Source organism: Alcaligenes parafaecalis, assembly GCF_026344135.1.
GTDB classification, from domain to species: domain Bacteria; phylum Pseudomonadota; class Gammaproteobacteria; order Burkholderiales; family Burkholderiaceae_B; genus Alcaligenes; species Alcaligenes parafaecalis.
Window position 1 is genome coordinate 65,553 of sequence record NZ_JAPKNA010000004.1, and the last position, 18,761, is coordinate 84,313.

General features: G+C 55.3%; 16 protein-coding genes. 7 read left to right on the top strand and 9 right to left on the bottom strand.

What is annotated here, in order from left to right:
• The first annotated feature begins 186 nt into the window (after nt 1-186).
• From OSH09_RS13220 to OSH09_RS13235, 4 genes are all read left to right on the top strand, one after another.
• Nucleotides 187-1,464 carry a glycerate kinase type-2 family protein gene (locus tag OSH09_RS13220; RefSeq protein WP_266121223.1) on the top strand — a complete coding sequence of 426 codons (1,278 nt, stop codon included), beginning with the start codon at nt 187-189 and terminating at the stop codon, nt 1,462-1,464.
• Between the two features lie 23 nt (nt 1,465-1,487).
• Complete coding sequence (locus tag OSH09_RS13225; RefSeq protein ID WP_207873242.1) at nt 1,488-1,886, top strand: GlcG/HbpS family heme-binding protein; 399 nt, start codon at nt 1,488-1,490, stop codon at nt 1,884-1,886.
• Nucleotides 1,887-1,915: 29 nt separating this feature from the next.
• Nucleotides 1,916-3,337: a pyruvate kinase gene (pyk, locus tag OSH09_RS13230; protein ID WP_207873241.1), complete on the top strand. Its 1,422-nt coding sequence runs from the start codon at nt 1,916-1,918 to the stop codon at nt 3,335-3,337.
• A 708-nt stretch (nt 3,338-4,045) separates the two neighbouring features.
• The gene (locus OSH09_RS13235) at nt 4,046-7,369 is read left to right on the top strand and encodes an autotransporter family protein (RefSeq protein WP_266121224.1); all 3,324 of its coding nucleotides are present in this window, start codon (nt 4,046-4,048) and stop codon (nt 7,367-7,369) included.
• Nucleotides 7,370-7,509: 140 nt separating this feature from the next.
• Here OSH09_RS13235 and coq7 read toward each other — a convergent pair whose 3' ends face one another.
• From coq7 to OSH09_RS13265, 6 genes are read right to left on the bottom strand one after another with little or no spacing between them, the layout of a single operon-like run.
• Nucleotides 7,510-8,178: a 2-polyprenyl-3-methyl-6-methoxy-1,4-benzoquinone monooxygenase gene (coq7, locus tag OSH09_RS13240; protein WP_266121225.1), complete on the bottom strand. Its 669-nt coding sequence runs from the start codon at nt 8,176-8,178 to the stop codon at nt 7,510-7,512.
• A 31-nt stretch (nt 8,179-8,209) separates the two neighbouring features.
• Entirely contained in the window at nt 8,210-8,845 is a 636-nt protein-coding gene (locus OSH09_RS13245; protein WP_207873238.1) for a hypothetical protein, read from the bottom strand.
• Nucleotides 8,845-9,480, bottom strand: coding sequence for an SCO family protein (locus OSH09_RS13250; protein WP_207873237.1), 636 nt, complete (start codon nt 9,478-9,480; stop codon nt 8,845-8,847). The genes OSH09_RS13245 and OSH09_RS13250 overlap by 1 nt, the downstream gene beginning before the upstream one ends.
• A gap of 21 nt (nt 9,481-9,501) precedes the next feature.
• Nucleotides 9,502-10,089, bottom strand: coding sequence for a c-type cytochrome (locus OSH09_RS13255; RefSeq protein WP_207873236.1), 588 nt, complete (start codon nt 10,087-10,089; stop codon nt 9,502-9,504).
• 55 nt (nt 10,090-10,144) lie between these two features.
• A complete protein-coding gene (locus tag OSH09_RS13260) occupies nt 10,145-10,735 on the bottom strand; it encodes a cbb3-type cytochrome c oxidase subunit II (protein ID WP_207873235.1) in 591 nt (196 codons plus the stop codon).
• Nucleotides 10,736-10,742: 7 nt separating this feature from the next.
• Complete coding sequence (locus tag OSH09_RS13265; RefSeq protein ID WP_153229054.1) at nt 10,743-12,398, bottom strand: cbb3-type cytochrome c oxidase subunit I; 1,656 nt, start codon at nt 12,396-12,398, stop codon at nt 10,743-10,745.
• Nucleotides 12,399-12,872: 474 nt separating this feature from the next.
• Here OSH09_RS13265 and OSH09_RS13270 point away from each other — a divergent pair, with 474 nt between their 5' ends.
• The 3 genes from OSH09_RS13270 to OSH09_RS13280 are packed head-to-tail and all read left to right on the top strand — an operon-like array spanning nt 12,873 to nt 14,594.
• Nucleotides 12,873-13,295, top strand: coding sequence for an OsmC family protein (locus OSH09_RS13270; protein ID WP_207873234.1), 423 nt, complete (start codon nt 12,873-12,875; stop codon nt 13,293-13,295).
• 7 nt (nt 13,296-13,302) lie between these two features.
• The gene (locus OSH09_RS13275; RefSeq protein WP_094195574.1) at nt 13,303-14,103 is read left to right on the top strand and encodes a thymidylate synthase; all 801 of its coding nucleotides are present in this window, start codon (nt 13,303-13,305) and stop codon (nt 14,101-14,103) included.
• A complete protein-coding gene (locus OSH09_RS13280; protein WP_266121226.1) occupies nt 14,100-14,594 on the top strand; it encodes a dihydrofolate reductase in 495 nt (164 codons plus the stop codon). Before OSH09_RS13275 ends, OSH09_RS13280 begins: the two co-directional genes overlap by 4 nt.
• Nucleotides 14,595-14,785: 191 nt before the next feature.
• On the opposite strand, the gene gcvH is transcribed toward OSH09_RS13280, so the two are convergent.
• The 3 genes from gcvH to OSH09_RS13295 form a co-directional block, all read right to left on the bottom strand.
• Nucleotides 14,786-15,160: a glycine cleavage system protein GcvH gene (gcvH, locus tag OSH09_RS13285; RefSeq protein WP_207873232.1), complete on the bottom strand. Its 375-nt coding sequence runs from the start codon at nt 15,158-15,160 to the stop codon at nt 14,786-14,788.
• Nucleotides 15,161-15,246: 86 nt separating this feature from the next.
• Nucleotides 15,247-16,467, bottom strand: a complete 1,221-nt coding sequence (locus tag OSH09_RS13290; RefSeq protein ID WP_207875903.1) for a BaiN/RdsA family NAD(P)/FAD-dependent oxidoreductase — start codon at nt 16,465-16,467, stop codon at nt 15,247-15,249.
• 15 nt (nt 16,468-16,482) lie between these two features.
• On the bottom strand, nt 16,483-18,756 hold the full coding sequence (locus tag OSH09_RS13295; RefSeq protein ID WP_207873231.1) for an arginine/lysine/ornithine decarboxylase: 2,274 nt from the start codon (nt 18,754-18,756) through the stop codon (nt 16,483-16,485).
• Nucleotides 18,757-18,761 lie beyond the last annotated feature (5 nt).

An 18,761-nucleotide genomic window follows, 5' to 3' on the forward strand; every position in this document is an offset into this window, starting at 1 on the left:
CAAGGATGCTCCCGTCCGGGCTGGTTTTTTCCAGGCACCACGCCAGCACGGCCAGGACATCCAGCAAGCGGGCTGCGGCCCGCTTTTTTTTCCAGTTAGTAGCAAAGATGTCCTGCTCTCACGCAGTCACATCCCTGTCGCGCAGTAAGATGGTCTGCTGCCATCGCCCTGCATTAGGATTGACCCATGAAGATCGAGCCACAAGACTTACTCAGCAAAATGTTTCAGGCTGCCGTCAATGCGGCTCAGCCCGAACATTGCATTCCGCCTTATCTGCCCGAGGCCCCAAAAGGACGCACGATTGTGATCGGTGCGGGCAAGGCATCCGCCGCCATGGCCCAGGCGCTGGAGCGCCACTGGGACAAGAGCCCTATCAGCGGCGTCGTGGTAACCCGTTATGGCTACGGCGTGCCGTGCGACCATATCAAAATCCTGGAAGCCTCTCACCCCGTACCCGATCAGGCCGGTGAGGATGCTGCCCGCGAGATTTTGCGCACGGTCAGCAATCTGAATGAAGACGATCTGGTGATCTGCCTGATCTCCGGCGGCGGCTCGTCTCTGCTGCCCCTGGCTGGAGAAGGCGTCACCCTGGCTGACAAACAAGCCATCAATAAAGCACTCCTCAAGTCCGGTGCTTCGATTGGTGAGATGAATACCGTACGCCGTCACCTGTCCGCCATCAAAGGCGGCCGACTGGCAGCGGCGTGCGCCCCTGCACGAGTCCTGAACCTGCTTATTTCCGATGTCCCCGGCGACAAGCCCATGGACATCGCTTCCGGCCCCACGGTGGCAGATCCCACCACGTGCGAGCAGGCGCTGGAAATCATTGCCCGTTATGGCATCGAGATTCCGGCCGCTGCCCGTGCCCTGCTGGAAAGCGGCGATGGCGAAACCATCAAACCCGATGATCCACGCCTGGCCCATGTCACCACCCATCTGGTGGCCACACCTCAACTGGCTTTGCTCGCGGCTGCCCGCGTAGCCGAATCCCGTGGTGTGCGTCCGGTCTTGCTGGGTGACAGCATTGAAGGCGAAGCCCGCGATGTGGGCAAAGTCATGGCGGGTATTGCTCTGAGCGTGTCTCAGCACGAGCAACCCGCACAGGCCCCTTGCGTGCTGCTGTCAGGCGGGGAAACCACCGTGACCTTGCGCGGCCAGGGCCGTGGCGGTCGCAATGTGGAGTTCCTGCTATCCACCGCCATTGCCTTGAATGGCGCGCCCGGTATCTACGGTTTGGCAGGCGATACCGACGGTGTGGATGGCCAGGAAGAAATTGCCGGAGCCTTCTGCGGTCCCGACACTTTGGAGCGTGCCTGGCAACAAGGTATACGCCCAAGGGACAGTCTGGACAATAATGATGGTCATGGCTTCTTTGAAGCCTTGGACGACTCCTTGGTTACGGGCCCTACCCTGACCAACGTCAACGATTTCCGTGCAATTCTGGTTTTACCCCCTAGCGATTAACGCTTTTTCATAAAGGACTGGACATGAGAGACACGAAAGTACTGACCCTGACTGATGTCAAAAAGATCGCCGCTGCTGCCGAGCAGGAAGCGCTGAAAAACAACTGGGCTGTCTGCATCGCCATTTGCGACGCAGGCGGTTATCCGCTCTGGCTGCAACGTCTGGATGGCGCCCCCATGATGAGCGCCCTGGTTGCCCCTGAGAAAGCACGTACTTGCGTGCTCAGCGGCGGCAAGTCCAGCAAGGTGTTTGAAGACATGGTCAATAACGGTCGCTTTGCTGCTCTGTCCATGCCCATCACGCCACTGGAAGGCGGCGAACCGATTGTGGTGGACGGTCAAGTTATTGGTGCTGTCGGCGTGTCCGGCGTGAAAGCACCGGAAGACGCTCAGATCGCCCGCGCCGGTATCGCTGCTCTTTGAGCTATCGATCCCCCTAAGGACAACAACCCATGAAACGTCAACGTCATTCCCGCATTCTGGCTACCCTGGGTCCTGCCAGTTCTACGCCAGAACGCATTCGTGAACTGTTCGAGGCCGGAGCTGATGTATTCCGCCTGAACTTCAGCCACGGCACACATGAAGACCATGCCGCGCGCTATCACACCATTCGTCAGATTGAAAAGGAAACCGGTCGCAGTATCGGTATTCTGATGGACCTGCAAGGGCCCAAGCTGCGCGTGGGCAAAATGAAAGATGGCCGTGTGACACTGGAAACCGGCCGGAAATTCCGCCTGGATCTGGACCCCGCCGAGGGGACCAGCCAGCGTGCCTACCTGCCCCACCCCGAAATCTTCGCAGCGCTGGAAGATGGAACAGACCTGCTGCTGGATGACGGCAAGCTGCGTCTGCGTGTGGACAGCTTTGGTCCAGATTTTGCAGAAACCACGGTCATGGTCGGCGGCCCGCTGTCCGACCGCAAGGGCGTGAATGTACCCGGCGTGGTACTACCTATCTCGCCCTTGACCGAGAAAGACCTGATCGATCTGAAGTTTGGACTGGAATTGGGCGTGGATTGGGTTGCCCTGTCCTTTGTGCAACGTCCTGGCGACATCCGTGAAGCCCGCGAGCTGATCGGTGACAAGGCCTGGATCATGGCCAAGCTGGAAAAACCGCAGGCCCTGGAGCATCTGGAAGAAATCGTCCAGTTGTGTGATGGCGTCATGGTGGCTCGTGGCGACCTGGGCGTGGAAGTCCCACCCCAGCGCGTGCCTGTGTTGCAGCGTCAGATCGTGCGTACGGCCCGTGCGGCAGGTCGCCCGGTCGTCGTGGCGACACAGATGCTGGAATCCATGATTACCTCACCTGTGCCAACCCGTGCCGAAGCATCGGACGTGGCTACTGCCATCTATTCGGGTGCAGATGCCGTCATGTTGTCCGCCGAATCGGCCTCGGGCGAATTTCCCTTGGAAGCCGTGTCCATCATGGACAGCATCATCAAGGAAATTGAGAACGATCCTAGCTGGCGCACCATTCTGGAAGCGAACCACAGCACCGCCGAGGCCAGCACCGCAGATGCGATCTGCTGCGCTCTGCGTCGCGTGGCCAGCATTCTGGAGCCAGCAACGAACGTGGCCTACACCACCACCGGCTTTAGCGCCTTGCGCGCCAGTCGTGAACGGCCTATCGCCCCTATCTTGGCCCTGACACCCCGTGTGGAAACCGCACGCCGTCTGACCTTGGCCTGGGGTGTGCATGCCGTGCCTTGCGAGGACGTCAGTGATCTGGGCGAGATGATCGACCACGCTACGGATATGGCGGCGCAGCATGAGTTTGCTCAGGCTGGCGACACCATCGTGATGATTGCCGGTGTTCCCTTTGGCACCAGCGGTCGCACCAACTTGCTGCATGTGGCTACCGTTCCACAGAAGTAAGTTCGTTCGACCCTGACAGTAAAAAAGCCTTGTCCATCAGCAATGATGGGCAAGGCTTTTTCTATTCGGACTGTGAAGCATTTTTTCGTCATGCGAAACCAAAGCCGCTCCGGCCAACAGCAGGGGGCATCAACAGGCCCACAAGCCGCGTAAACCCTGGCTTTTCTGTCCTGCAGGTTCACAAACAATAGGGGACGCACAAAAAAAAACCCGAGATCTAAAGATCTCGGGCAAATCCACCAAAGGAGGAGGGTGGAGGAGACAATCGTGGCAAGTTGGGCTACCAGATAAAGTATCGAGCCAGAAAGCTAAGGGTTATTACGCTTGTGTTTTTGCTTGTTTCCCGCTTTCTTTTCAACATCCAATAACTAAAGTCTACCCACAAAAATGGTGCAATGCAAGATAAATGCTATGGAAAACCCTTAGACGCGCATTTTGTGGCATTAACACCTCATTTCTCTATGACCCAAGTCCCGAGCAACTAAGTTCATCACAATTAACTGCATACCATTCTCGTCACACAAAAAGCAAAAACAATACTAAAAGTAATAAAAAAACATAAAAAAACCCCATAATTTGATAAAAACACAAAACTTACTAACATTTTAAGCATGCACAAGCTTGACTTGAAGCACTGATCTGAGAGTTAGAGGCAAAAGATTGATCGCCCTTATCTCCCTATAACCATAGACATCAGGAATGCAAAGTATGCTTAAACTCAACCCAATTATGCTCAGTTTGCTCGGTGGGGTGATGTTAACCGCCACCTCCTTGGCCACGTACGCTGCCACTTACGAAAAAATAGACTTAACACAAGGCCCAACAGGGGGCCCGGCTACGATAGGGGCAAATGACCAGGTAAACTTTACCGGCACCAATCAAGGTGGTGCGGTGACTTTAGGAAGCAACCAAGCCTTCACATCAAATGGTGGTCGAATCACCGCTGAAGGTGAGACCGTCTACGCAATCAATACAATTGGAAACAATGCTGCGGTCACACTCAACGATACCAATATCAGTGTGACTCAAAGCAATGGAGCCACTTGGCAAGCAGCTATACAACTGGCAGGTTCTGGCAATAGCTTGATATTGAACAACAGCAATGTTTTTAACGATGGCCACCCCGCCGCACTGATCCATTTAGGAGAAAGCAGCACCATCAATATCACTGGCGGCTCTCTTTCCGGCCCCGGGCGTCATTTACTTACACAGGGAGCAAACTCCCAGCTTCACCTACAAGGTACAGAGCTAACTCATAAAGATGGCTTCTTCTCCCTATTAGAGCTAGGTGAAAACAATTCTTCGTCATGGAAGGATGTTCAGATCAATGCTTCGGGCGCGATCGGCAATATTTCAAAAAACAGCACGCTAAGTATCGAAAACTCAAACCTACGCTCTTACTCACAGGCATTCTGGGGTAGCGAGGGATCGGCACTAACGATCACCAACAGCCAGATTCATATAGGCCTGGATGAACTTGCTGTCAGCACCAGCGAGGTTGCCGAAACCGGCATTAGCAACGGCGGCGGTCGCGTCAGCATCACAGACTCGGACGTATTTTTTAAGGGTAGATACGAGAGCAATATTTTTGCTATAGATGAGGCCGGTTCGCACTTGGAACTCAATCAAGTTTCGGTCAAAGATTTGGGAGTCTCCCAAGGCAGCCCCGCAAATGGCTTTTGGATGGTTGATGATGCCACCGCCAAACTCACTGATGTCAATATAGATGTAGGCAGCACCGGCTTTGATATACGGCAGGGGCACGCGATACTCGAGCGCGTACACATCACGACATCAAAAAATGGTAACGAAGCACATGGCGTGTATGTTGATGGGCACCCAGGTTGGGCCGGAAGCCCTGGAGTCGGTAGCGCAAAATTCCAGGGGACTGACCTGACCATTCATACTAAGGCTAATGGCGCGACGGGCATGTTTGTGGCTGCACGACACGAATCAGGACTGGACGCATCGGCTAGCACAAAGAATGTCAACATTCTGACAGAGGGCACCCGCTCACACGGTATCTATGCTCTCAAAAGCTCAACAACTAACACTGCAGCTCTGGAGCTCAACGGAGACACAACTATCACCACACTAGGTGATGAGGCTGTCGGAATATATCTGATTAACAACCCAGCGTTCAAGGCTGAACAACTCACAATCAGCACATCCGGAAAAAATGCAGACGGCTTGAGGTTTAGCAACACTAAAAATGATGGCTTGCAGGTCAATCATGCGCTGCGAAACGTCTCTGTTTACTCAGCCCAAGCCAGTGCGTTGCACGCTAATAATCTTGGCGTCACTCTGGACATCAACGACAGCACTCTTCAAGGTCAACAACTTCTTACTATCGATGGTCCACAAACCGGCTTGAGTAGCTCCAGCGTAAACAGTACACGCTCACAGCTAAAAGGAGACCTCAAACTGCGCGACGGAGCTCGGCTTGATCATTTAACACTAAATCAAGGGAGCCTCTGGACAGGCGGAATAGACAATGACCAAGACAGCTCTGTACACACAGTTGCCCTACATGAAGATAGTACTTGGCGAATGACCCGGTCCTCTGAGCTGAACACGGTAATAAACAAAGACGGGCACCTGCAATTTGAAGCAGATCAAAAAGATCGCTTTAAGACTCTGAGCGTAAGCGAATATATTGGTGGCGGACACATGACCATGAACGTCAGCTTAGGCGACGACACCTCTGGCTCGGACAAATTACTCATAGCCGATAATGGCCAGGTAACAGGTACCACCTCTCTACAAATCCAAAACCAACAAGGCCTGGGCGCTCAGACAGTTAAAGGAATTCCCGTTGTTCTAAGCGGCGCAGGTGCCCTGGTAAAGGACGACGCCTTTATTTTAAGCCCTCAGTCCAGTGGCTATCGCTCTGGCAACCATACAATCTCTGTAAACGGCTATGAGTACAGCTTGATCAGCCGTTACAAAGAAGATGGGAAAAACCACGACTGGTTCCTCACTTCCTCCGTCCGTGCTCCTGACCCTGTAGAACCAACTGACCCTGTAGAACCAACGGAACCTACACCTGTCAACCCGCAGCCAGATGAGCATATCAACGTCTCCCCGGAAGCTCCGGCCTACCTGGCCGCACACCGTGTTTCGCAAAACCTGTTTGCCCATACCTTCCACGAGCGCGAACTGAACCAGCAAGGTCTGACCGCTGGTCAACGCAAAGTGTGGGCGCGCGCGCAAGTTCGTACCGACAAGAAAATGGGCTTTGAGGACTACGATTCCGTCGATGCCAAGGTCAACAGCAGCATGTTCCAGATTGGCGGTGACGTCTGGGGCAAGAACTTGGAAAAAGGCGATTTCCGTACCGGCCTGATGGCGGGTGTGGGCGAAATCTCGGCCAAATCCCGTAACCAGTTCATTGACCCGGCTGATCCAAGCAATCGCAGCACCCTGCGCGCCAAGGACAAACGTACTGGCTACAACGTAGGTGCCTACGCAACCTATCTGGAAAATGCCCAGACACGTCAAGGCTGGTTTGTGGACGGCTCCCTGCAATTTACGCACTACCGTGGCAAGCTCACCAGTGACCTGGGGGAACTGAAACACAATAACAATCTGTGGCAAGTGGCGGCTGAAACCGGCTATGGCTGGAAGTATGCACCGGACAGCGCCGTACTGATCACACCTAAAGCCCAGTTGCTATACAGCCACTTGTCGGGTGATGAAGGAGAAGTGCAAGGCACCAGCTACGCCGTTCAACGCAAGAGCACAACCCAATCCCGCATTGGCGTACGAGTAGAAGCTGCCCCGGACACCACCACCCTGCCCTTGCGTCCTTTCGTGGAACTGGCCTGGGTACACCGCTTCAATGACACGGGCATCTACGTGGGCGACAGCCGCTTCAAAGCCAGCAACGCGCGCAATGCGGGCCAGATCCAACTGGGTGTAGATGGCGAAATCAGCAAGAGCACCCTGGTCTCGGCCCGCTTTATTCGTGAGCAAGGCTCGGGCTCGTCCTACGGCATGAGCGGTATGGTGAATCTGAACTACCGCTGGTAAAGCGATAGACTCAGGCTGCTGCATTTTTTTCCACAAACCCGGCGGCTTGAACAAAAAAAAGAGGGGCAGTTCCAGGAACTGCCCCTCTTTTCTTATCCCCACCCGGCAAGCTGAACACAGCCGCCAATTGAGAAAATGAATTACAAGCGATAAGCCGTCGTCGTCATGACTTTGGACATCATGCGCATCAAGGTTTTGACGGGTGGAGGCAAACCTACAGCCCCATGATTCTCGGCAGTACGACGATGCTCAATTTCGTCATCGCGCATTTTTTCCACAATGCGACGCGAACGATTGTCGCTGGCAGGCAAAGACTCCAGATGGCTTTCCAGGTGCTCTTCAACCTGACGCTCGGTCTCGGCCATAAAACCCAGGTTATACGGCACCCCTGCCCGGCTGGCGAGCAAGCCCAAGGCGAAGGAACCGGCATACCACAAAGGATTGAAGACGCTAGGGCGGCTGTCCAGCTCGCGCAGACGATCGTCGCACCAGGACAGGTGATCGACCTCTTCCTGAGCGGCTAGCAACAGCACTTCAGTTGCTAGCGGATCTTTGCACAGCATGGCCTGACTACGATACAAGGCCTGGGCGCAGATCTCGCCCACATGATTCACACGCATCAAGCCTGCGGCATGGCGGGCTTCGTCGGTGCTGATCTCGGACACTTCCTTGCCTGCGGGATTCGGACGCGAAGCGCGTGCCGAACGCCCCAGGACTTCCAGGGCCCGATTCGTCTCGCTCAGAATCTGGTCAAAAAAGCTGTTACGTCGGTACAGACGGGTATCGCTGTTGGAAACGGTATGGCTCATGAGGACACCTGCAAAACAAAATGGATGGGTATTATTGCCGCAAAAAGCCGATCACTGCCTTGCTCTCGGACAAGAGCCAAAGCAATGGCAGCACACAAGCCATAATGACCAGACCTATGCCGGCAATCTCTTGGTCGGACTGTAGATAGAAATTACAGAGCCGAACCGGATTGTCGTAATACAGCAGGCCAACAATCGCCATCATCCAACTGAAGTTACCGAAGAAGAACAGGCGAAACACCAGGTGGGCGCGTCGCCAGGACTCCATGAACAACATCCCCATCAGCACCAGACCAATGTACTTGGCGGTGGCCATGGGAGGCGACACCAGCACATCATCCAGTGCCTTGGGCACCATCCAGTAAGCCGCGGCAAAGCTGACCAGAATCAGGCCGGGCAAACCATATTCATTCAGGGCGTAATAAGGGCGCAGCAAGGCCTGCATGGCGGGAGAGCGCCCCACACCCTGATAGCGCATGGAAAGCTGCAAGGCAACGCCAGAGAGCACCAATAGCGGAATATGCACCAGCATGTGCAGACTCATGGATGCCGTCAGGGGACGGTCCCAAAAAGCCGCTGCCGCAAACAACAAGGCGGCCAGCAAGGCCAGGGCACTACCCAGATAAGGCCGGACTTTGGTGGCTTCGACGACACGCTTCAAAGACATTACATCGCCCCCTTCTGATCCAGTTCCTCGACAGCACGTTTGGCATAAGCCAAGGCCAGCATAGGTTCGCCATAATCCACAATGCGGCCCAAACGCGGCTCGGAGCTGACGACGTGATACGCCGCATTATGCTCGTACTCGTCAAAGGGAGCGGGAATGACCACAATGCCAAAATCGTCCAGCACGCGCTGACGCTGCTCGCCGGGCATCATGGTGACAAACTGCCAGACGTCCGGATTGGCCTTCATGGTTTTGCTGTAACGGCGCAAGTGATCGGGCGAATCGGTGGGATCAAAACTGATGCTTAGCAGGCGGATACGGTCCTGCAAGCCTTCGTCCACAATCGCTTTTTGCAGTTGCTGATACTCCGAGCCCATCGCCAGACATAGCGTGACGCAGCGGGTATAGATGAAATTGACGATGGTGATGCGACCATCATTTTGCAGCAGGGAACTGAGCTGCGCACTGCCCCCGGCCGGGAGCAGTACTTCGACATCGGAGATAAGACGCGGTGAGGCAGCCACATCATTGCGACGGGCTGTCTCGGCTGTCAGGGCGTTAAACCCTTGCGTCAAATGGGCCAGAGCCCCAATACCCAGGGCAAAAACCAGGAGAATACTGATAAATAGTCTCATCGCTGGCCCATCATTTCAGTCTTACTCTTCCATGGGAGCCAGGTCGGCGTCCCCATTCCAATGATCGGTTTTATCGGCTGTTTTTTCACGTTCGGCTTTGACAAAGGCCATATCCACCGGATCGGCGCTGTTGCCACCTAATTCAGTACGCAGGTAGTTAACAACTGCCGTCATTTCCTCGTCGTTGAACTTCTCGCGGAATTCCGGCATCGCACCATTGTACTTATTACCCTTGACCGTGATCTCGCCAGTAATACCGTGCAGCATGATCTGGACCAAAACTTCAGGTTTGCGCAGTACCCACTCGGAACCCACCAGTGGAGGGAACACGCCTGGGACACCGGCACCCGTTGCCTGGTGACAGGCAGCACATTGGGCTACGAACAGTTGTTGACCGTCTACGGCGCCTTCAGGCAATTCGAAGTCGGCAACGATACGGTTGTCGCCCACGGTTGCGTCATGGCTCAGGTCGCTGCTGAAAATATAGTAGATGCCCCACAGGAACAGACCTGCAATGATCAGCAGAACTACCCAGGGGATCGGTGCTGCGTTTTCTTCCGGATCGGAATACTCACGCTGCTGTGCTTCATATTTATGATTGTCGCTCATTCTAATTCTCCGAGGCGCCCCGCCGTGCGGGGCGCGCTAGCTCAGCAATGCCTGTTTATTTGATAACGCTGGCTGGCGATACGGGATACGTACGATCCAGCGCCAACAGGTATTGAACCAGGTCCAGGGCCTCTTGCTTGGCCACAACCACCTTGCCTTCGGGAGCAAAGGCGCCCGGCAAGTTGACAACCTTATCGCCTTCCTCTGCCTTGTCCTTGAGCTCGAACATGAAGGGGTACGAAGGCATATTGCTGCCAGGGGTGTAAGCACGAGGCTGATACAAGTGACCCAGATGCCAGTCCACACTAGGCTGACGAGCACCAATATTGAGCAAGTCAGGACCAGTACGCATGGTGCCGAGCAAGTGTGGTGTGTCGTAGAAGTAATCGCCTGCTACCGACGCACGACCCCAGCCACGCTGGAAGTCAGGAGCCTGATTCTGGCTACGTGGCTGCTGCGAGTGACAGTAGACACAGCCCATATCAATGTATTGCTGACGGCCGCGCAGCTCCACCTCGGTGTAAGGCTTGAGCCCTGGAGAGGGCTCCACCTTTTTAACTTGCAGGTAAGGGACAACGACCAGAGCCGATGTGGCCAGGGCCAGCGTCACCATGGCGCCGCCCAATAGTTTGTATTCGCTTTCCATGACTAAATCATGCCTCCACTACATTGCGAGTTGCCGAGCGCTGGTGAAACAGGGCTGGACCAATACGACGGCTGCCATAGCGCAAAGCCATTGCCACAAAGTGGAAGGCAAACACAAGGTGACCCAGAGTCATCAAACCACCACCGACAGAGCGCGACTTCAGGTACGGCATCGTGACAAACACCGATTCCATGAAGGTTTTAGCGGGATCCAGCATGGCCAGACCTTGCAGCCAGCCGCCAATGCTCAGACCAATGGCGTAAATGGAGAAACCAACCACAACCAGCCAGAAGTGCAGGGAGATCAGTTTGGGGTAAGGCCATTCCCAGGACATGACGCGAGGCATCACGTAGTAGATGGCACCGAACATCACGATGGTAAAGAAGCCGTACAAGCCGATGTGGGCGTGGGCAACCGTGAAGTGCGTGAAGTGGGTAATCGTGTTGATGCTGCGCAGCGCTTCAAAAGAACCTTGAATGGAGCTGACGGTGTACATCATGCCGCCCAGCACGATAAAGCGCAGGGTGGGCGAGTGAATCAGGGTACGGAAGTGACCCTTCATGGTGTAGTGCTGGTTAATCGAGAAAGCCAGCACAGGGATGATCATCATCATGCTTTGCACGATGGACAGAGTAACCATCCACTGCGGCACCGGACCGCCAACCAGGTGGTGACCACCGACCTGACCGTAGAAAAATGCCAGACCCCAGAAACCCACCAGAGACAGGTTGTAGGAGCTGATAGGCTGACCAATGATCTTGGGCAGGAAGTAGTACACCGAGGCCAGAGCCATAGGGGTGTAGAACAGACCCAGCACGTTGTGGCCAAACCACCAGTTCATGGTTGCTTGTTCAACACCCACGTGTACGGCAGGCAGGTTACCGACCAGGAACAGGATGGGGAACCAGAACAACGCAGCGCCCATGTACCACACCGACACATACAGGTGGTGAGCACGACGGTTCTGCAAGGTGAAGACCAATGGCAAGGCAGCCAAAGCACCACCAATAACCATCAGGATATCAACCTGCCAAGGCATTTCCAACCATTCCATCCCGTCGGTGATACCCATCGCGATACATGTCAGACCGATAGCCAGACCGATGTTCCACAGGATCCCACCAGCGATGGCATAACGCGCACCGATCAGGGGAGTCTTGAGCAGACGAGGCAACATCCACATGGCAACGCCGAAAGCGGCCATTGGCGCCCAGCCATAAGCCACACCGTTCAGGTGCAGCGTACGCATGCGACCAAACGTCATCCAGGCGTGTTGCGTCAAGAATTCGGGATCGTGCAGCTTGATCGAGCTGATCAGACCTGCTGTCGAGGCGAAAATCAGCCACAAGACCGAACAGGCCAGCAAAATGAACGTGACCTTGGCGGAGGAGCGGTCGGCTTCCACGCGTTCTGCCAATTCAAGGCTCAGCGCCTGACGATCTTCAGCAGAAATTGTCTTGCGACCCATTTCTTCTTGAAGTGCCTGACGTTGTTCAGGGGTGGCGGAGGGGTCATCTACCTGCCCGATTTCGCCTTTGGAGAAGATTTCTCGCGAAGCGGCGGGGCTGTGGTCAAAGAAGTTACGGCGTAACGACCAGATGAAAACAAAGAGTCCTGTAACGGACAATATGAAAGCTAGTAGCAGTATTGAAACGGTATTCACAATGATCCAGGCCTGGTTAATGTGAAGCTGCCAAGCAGCTCGGCGGCACCTTGACGCGTCGCAGATCGAAAGAGCATGGACGCAAAAAATCTGCGACTGCCTAGGTCGCGAGAGCCGTCATGTTAAAACACCCGCTTGTTACGTCTGAATAAAGCCCCCATGGAAAGCAGGGTTTATTGAGAAAGAACAAATACGGGTACGACATTTTTTGGTATAGGGGCGACAGACATTATAGGCGCGGGTAAACCCGTGTGACATATCTGTTTCAAAATGCCGTGTACCGTTCCGAAGTTTATCCTAGGACAATCAACAAAACCAGTCTAAATCTTACAAAGAGCAGGGTTCTACTCCGATTTGTCTATATGGAATTTCTTATACGGTACGCGGGCGCGACACAGCCCCCATCAAAAAGTACAATCACGACTATCAATCTACTGACGAGTCTTGGCTCGCACTGCAAACAAAGGAATTCATATGGAATGCACAATCGACTGGGGCGGCAAAGACGGAATGTTGTTCGTTGCCCGTACAGGCAGTGGCCATGTGACGGCCATGGACGGTGCACCCGAAGGCGGCGGCAATAATCTGGCCCCACGCCCCATGGAAATGCTGCTGACCGGCGCGGGTGGCTGCGCAGCTTATGACGTGGTGCTGATCCTGAAACGCGGCCGTCACGATATTACGGGCTGCCAGGTCAAACTGACGGCCGAACGCGCCGACACCGACCCCAAAGTCTTCACCAAGATTCACTTCACTTTTGTGGTGACCGGCAAAGATCTGCCCCAGGCAGCCGTTGAGCGCGCCGTACAACTGTCGCACGACAAGTACTGCTCCGCGTCGGCCATGCTGGGCAAAACTGCCGAGATCACCTATTCCGTCGACATTCAGCAAGCCTGAGGCCCCCATGTCCCTCTATCCCTACGAAGACCTGCTGCGCCTGGTCTACACCCAAGGCACTCCCAAAGGGGATCGCACCGGTACCGGCACGAACTCGGTATTTGGTCATCAAATGCGCTTCGATCTGTCGCAGGGTTTTCCGCTGATCACAACCAAGAAGCTGCACACCCGCAGTATCTTTATTGAGCTGCTGTGGTTCTTGCGTGGCGAGTCCAATGTGCGTTGGCTGCAAGAGCGCGGCGTCTCCATCTGGGACGAATGGGCCGACGAGAACGGCAATCTGGGCCCGGTCTACGGCGTGCAATGGCGCTCCTGGCCCACGCCCGATGGCCGTCACATCGACCAGATCAGCCAGTTGGTAGAGCAGATTCGCAAGAACCCCGATTCGCGCCGCCTTATCGTGTCGGCCTGGAACGTGGCGGATGTCGGCCAGATGGCCCTGCCCCCTTGCCACGCCCTGTTCCAGTTCTATGTGGCCGATGGCAAGCTGTCCTGCCAGCTTTACCAGCGCAGTGCGGATATATTCCTGGGTGTGCCCTTCAATATCGCCAGCTACGCTCTGCTGACGCACATGATGGCCCAGCAATGCGATCTGGAAGTGGGCGACTTCATCTGGACAGGCGGCGACTGCCACCTGTATTCCAACCACTTCGAGCAAGCCGAATTGCAGTTGTCGCGTGAACCACGCCCCTACCCCAAGCTGACGATCAAGCGCAAACCCGCCAGTCTGTTTGATTACGAGTACGAAGACTTCGAAATCACCGACTACGATCCTCATCCCCACATCAAGGCGCCTGTTGCCGTATGAGTTCTACCCCATTCATCCGTCTGGTCGTTGCCTATGCGGCCAATCGCTGCATAGGCAAGGATAACGACCTGCCCTGGCGTCTGCCGTCCGACTTGCAGCACTTCAAACGTGTGACCATGGGTTTGCCCATCATCATGGGTCGCAAGACCTGGGAGTCCCTGGGTCGCCCTTTGCCCGGTCGCCCGAATCTGGTGATCAGCCGCAATACGGACTACCAGGCTGAAGGTGCGCAGGTTTTCAGTAATCTGGACGATGCCCTGGCAGCCTGCCCAGGCTTTGAGACCGCTTGCGTGATTGGTGGGGAACAACTGTTCCGGCTGGCTTTGCCTGTGGCTCAGGAACTGATTGCGACCGAGATCAAGGCTGAAGTGGACGGTGATACTTTCTTTCCAGAACTGCCTGCTGGCGAATGGGAAGAAGTTGAGCGCCTGCACCAGCCCGAAGAAAACGGCTTCACTTACGATTACGTGACGTATCTTCGCCGCACTTGATTCAGGTTTTCTGACGAGGAACCAGGCGCTTGTTTCAAGCAACCGCCTGCCCCTGCTCCAAGCTCAAAAGCGTGCGCTCGAAACCAAATAAAAGGCCTGAATCCGTGAAATCGGATTCAGGCCTTTTTAACGATCAACCCGCCTGGATCAGGCAGAGCCAAGGTCTATTCTTGCTAACTCAGTAACTGAACTTACTCAGCCACCGCAGCATACGCCGGGCCATCCAGCAAACCTTGCAGGTCAGCCGGATTGTCCGCCTTGAGCTTGAAAATCCAGGTATCAAACGGCGCGTCATTCAATAGATGTGGCGCATCAGACAAAGCCTGATTGAACTCCACCACCTCGCCAGAGACAGGTGCGTAAATATCGGAAGCGGCCTTGACCGACTCCACAACACCCGCCGTCTCACCCGCGGCCAGACGCGTGCCCGGCTTGAAGTCACCCACAAACACCAAATCACCCAACTGGTCCTGAGCAAAGTCGGTAATGCCAACCAGCACTACACCGCCTTCGTCCTTGGCCCACTCGTGGCTTACTACGTACTTTCTATCCTCTGGTAGCTGCATATCGCCTCCCTGACTGACCAGCTCACAATCCTGTTGAATTCAGAAACGATAGCCGAAACCGGCACAGGCCGTTTCTGCCCGTCTACTTAAGTTTTTTCCGCCTGCGTCTTCAGTGCACGAGCACATGCGGCTGCCGATGCCCAGGCCCACTGGAAGTTATACCCGCCCAACCAGCCGGTGACATCCACCGCTTCGCCGATAAAGAACAGACCAGGTACTTTACGTGCTTCCATGCTTTTTTGATTCAGCTCGCGTGTATCCACGCCGCCGCTCATCACTTCCGCCTTTTTATAGCCTGCCGTGCCGCTAGGTTTCAACTCCCAGGAGTTAATCACCTGCCCTACCGCACGCAATACGCGGTCCGGCAAGTCGGCCAGACGTTGCTGCCCCACACCTTTAGGCAACAAGTCCGAGGTATCCAGCCATTGCTCGACCAGACGGCGCGGCCACAAGGTCGACAAGACGGTGAGCAACTGCTGGCGGCTACCCGCCTTCAAATCCAGTAACTGCTGGGCGATGTCCTGACCGGGAGCCAGGTCCACACTAATGGTCTCGCCCGACTGCCAGTAGCTGGAAATCTGCAAGATGCCTGGCCCGGACAAGCCGCGGTGTGTGAACAGCAGATCTTCCAGAAAAGCCTGGCGTTGCTTGCCCTGCCCCGTGCTGACCTCTACTTCCAAAGCCATGCCGCTCAAGGCAGAGAATGGTTTCCAGTCCCGACCGTCAAAGGTCAAAGGCACCAGAGCCGGATGCGGTTCGATCACTTTCAAACCGAAGTGACGCGCCACGCGCAAGGCATAGTCCGTGGAACCCAGTTGCGGAATCGCCATGCCGCCAGTCGCAACAACCACCTGCAAGGCATTCAGATCGCCCTGACTGGTGCGCAGCACAAAGCCCTCTTCGCTACGGCCTATGGACTGCACCGAACAGGGCATGCGCCAGGACACCTGCCCTTTCAAACACTCCTGACGCAGCATCTGGATGATGGACTCGCTGGAGTCATCACAGAACAACTGGCCTTTGTGTTTTTCATGAAAACCGATGCGATAGTCACGCACCAATTGCAAAAAATCCTGCGGCGTATAAGCGGCCAGAGCCGAACGGCAGAAATGCGGATTCTTGGACAGAAAATTCTCGGGCGAAGTCCCCGTATTGGTGAAGTTGCAGCGCCCTCCCCCGGAAATACGAATTTTCTCGCCCAGCTTTTCAGCATGGTCAATCAATACCACTCGCAGGCCGCGCTGGCCTGCGATACTGGCGGCCATCATGCCGGCCGCACCTGCGCCGATGACGGCAACATCAAAAATAGGGGTCACGCGGGTTTACTCGTTTGTCTCGGACTCAAGCACACAATCTACGTAGTAGCGCGGCAGTCCATCGGGGCCAATATCCTGAGCCAGTCCATGCACATAGGTTTCAAAGCCAGGGAAGCGGGCATTGAACTCACGCGCAAATTGCAGGTACTCCACAATGCGCGAGTTAAAGCGTTCGCCAGGAATCAGCAAAGGAATGCCGGGAGGGTAAGGGGTCAGCAACACGCCGGTTACGCGGCCTTCCAGCTCGTCAATACCAACACGCTCGATATCGCCGTGCGCCATCTTGGCATAGGCGTCCGAAGGCTTCAGAGCGGGAATCATGTCGCTCAGGTAAACCTCGGTAGTCAGGCGGGCCAGATCGTACTTGCGGTAAGCCTGGTGAATTTGCTGACACAGATCACGCAAGCCCATACGTTCATACGTAGGCTGGGTCTTGCAGAAGTCCGGCAAGATGCGCCACATAGGCTGGTTACGGTCGTAATCGTCCTTGAACTGCTGCAAGGCGGTCAGCAAGGTGTTCCAGCGCCCCTTGGTGATGCCAATGGTGAACAGAATAAAGAAGGAATACAGACCGGTTTTCTCGACCACCACGCCGTGCTCGGCCAGATACTTGGAGACCAGAGCGGCGGGAATGCCCTGCTCGGCAAAGGTGCCGGAAATATCCAGGCCGGGAGTCACTACCGTGGCTTTGACCGGGTCCAGCATGTTGAAGTTGGTCGACAGCTTGCCAAAGCCGTGCCATTCCGCATCGGAGCGCAGAATCCAGTCGTCGCGCTCGCCTATGCCTTCGTCAGGCAGATTGTCCGGGCCCCAGACCTTGAACCACCAATCGCTTTCGCCGTACTCCTTGGACACCTTGCGCATGGCGCGACGGAAGTCCATGGCCTCGCAAATGCTTTCCTCGACCAGGGCGGTGCCACCAGGCGGCTCCATCATGGCCGCTGCCACATCACAGGACGCAATAATCGCGTACTGCGGGCTGGTGCTGGTGTGCATCAGATAGGCTTCGTTGAATACGTTACGGTCCAGCGGACGGTTTTCCGCATCCTGCACCGTAATCTGAGACGCCTGCGACAAGCCAGCCAGCATTTTGTGCGTGGAGTGTGTGGCGTAAATCATGGTGTCTTTGGTGCGCGGACGATCCGCACCAATGGCGTGCATGTCGTGATAGAAGTCGTGGAAGGCCGCATGCGGCAACCAGGCTTCGTCAAAGTGCAGCGTGGGGATTTTGGAATCCAAGGTTTCCTTGATCATTTCCACGTTGTAGATGACGCCGTCGTACGTGCTTTGCGTCAGCGTCAAAATACGGGGTTTCTTGTTCTTGGCCTTGCTGGCAAAGGGATTGGCCTCGATCTTGCGCGCAATGTTTTCCGGCAAGAACTCGTCTTGTGGAATGGGACCAATAATGCCCAGGTGGTTACGCGTGGGGCGCAGAAACACAGGGATAGCACCCGTCATGGTGATGGCGTGCAGAATCGATTTATGACAGTTACGGTCCACCACCACTACGTCGTTATTGGCCACGTTGGCATGCCAGACGATCTTGTTGGAGGTGGACGTGCCGTTAGTCACAAAAAAGCAGTGGTCGGCATGGAAGATGCGGGCAGCGTTACGCTCGGCCTCGGCCACCGGGCCGGTATGGTCCAGCAACTGGCCCAGTTCATCGACCGCATTACAAACGTCAGCGCGCAGCATGTTTTCACCAAAAAACTGGTGAAACATCTGCCCTACCGGGCTTTTCAGGAAGGCAACGCCACCCGAGTGTCCTGGGCAGTGCCAGGAGTAGGAACCATCAGACGCGTATTTGACCAACTCGCGGAAAAACGGTGGCGACAAGCTTTCCAGATAGGAGCGCGCTTCACGGATGATGTGACGCGCCACGAACTCCGGCGTGTCCTCGAACATGTGAATGAAGCCGTGCAGCTCGCGCAGAATATCGTTGGGGATATGCTGCGAGGTGCGCGTCTCGCCGTACAGGTAGATGGGGATGTCCTCGTTGCGGAACCGCAGCTCGCCAATAAAGGAGCGCAGGTTCTTGATCGCATTGGCGACATCCTCCGGGGAATCCACATCGAATTCCTCATCATCAATCGACAAAATGAAGGCGCTCGCGCGGCTTTGCTGTTGCGCAAAAGAACTAAGGTCACCATAGCTGGTGACCCCGAGAACCTCTACGCCTTCGGCCTCTATCGCCGAGGCCAGGGCTCGAATGCCCAGGCCTGACGTATTTTCGGAACGGTAGTCTTCGTCGATGATGACGATAGGAAAACGAAACTTCATCCAGA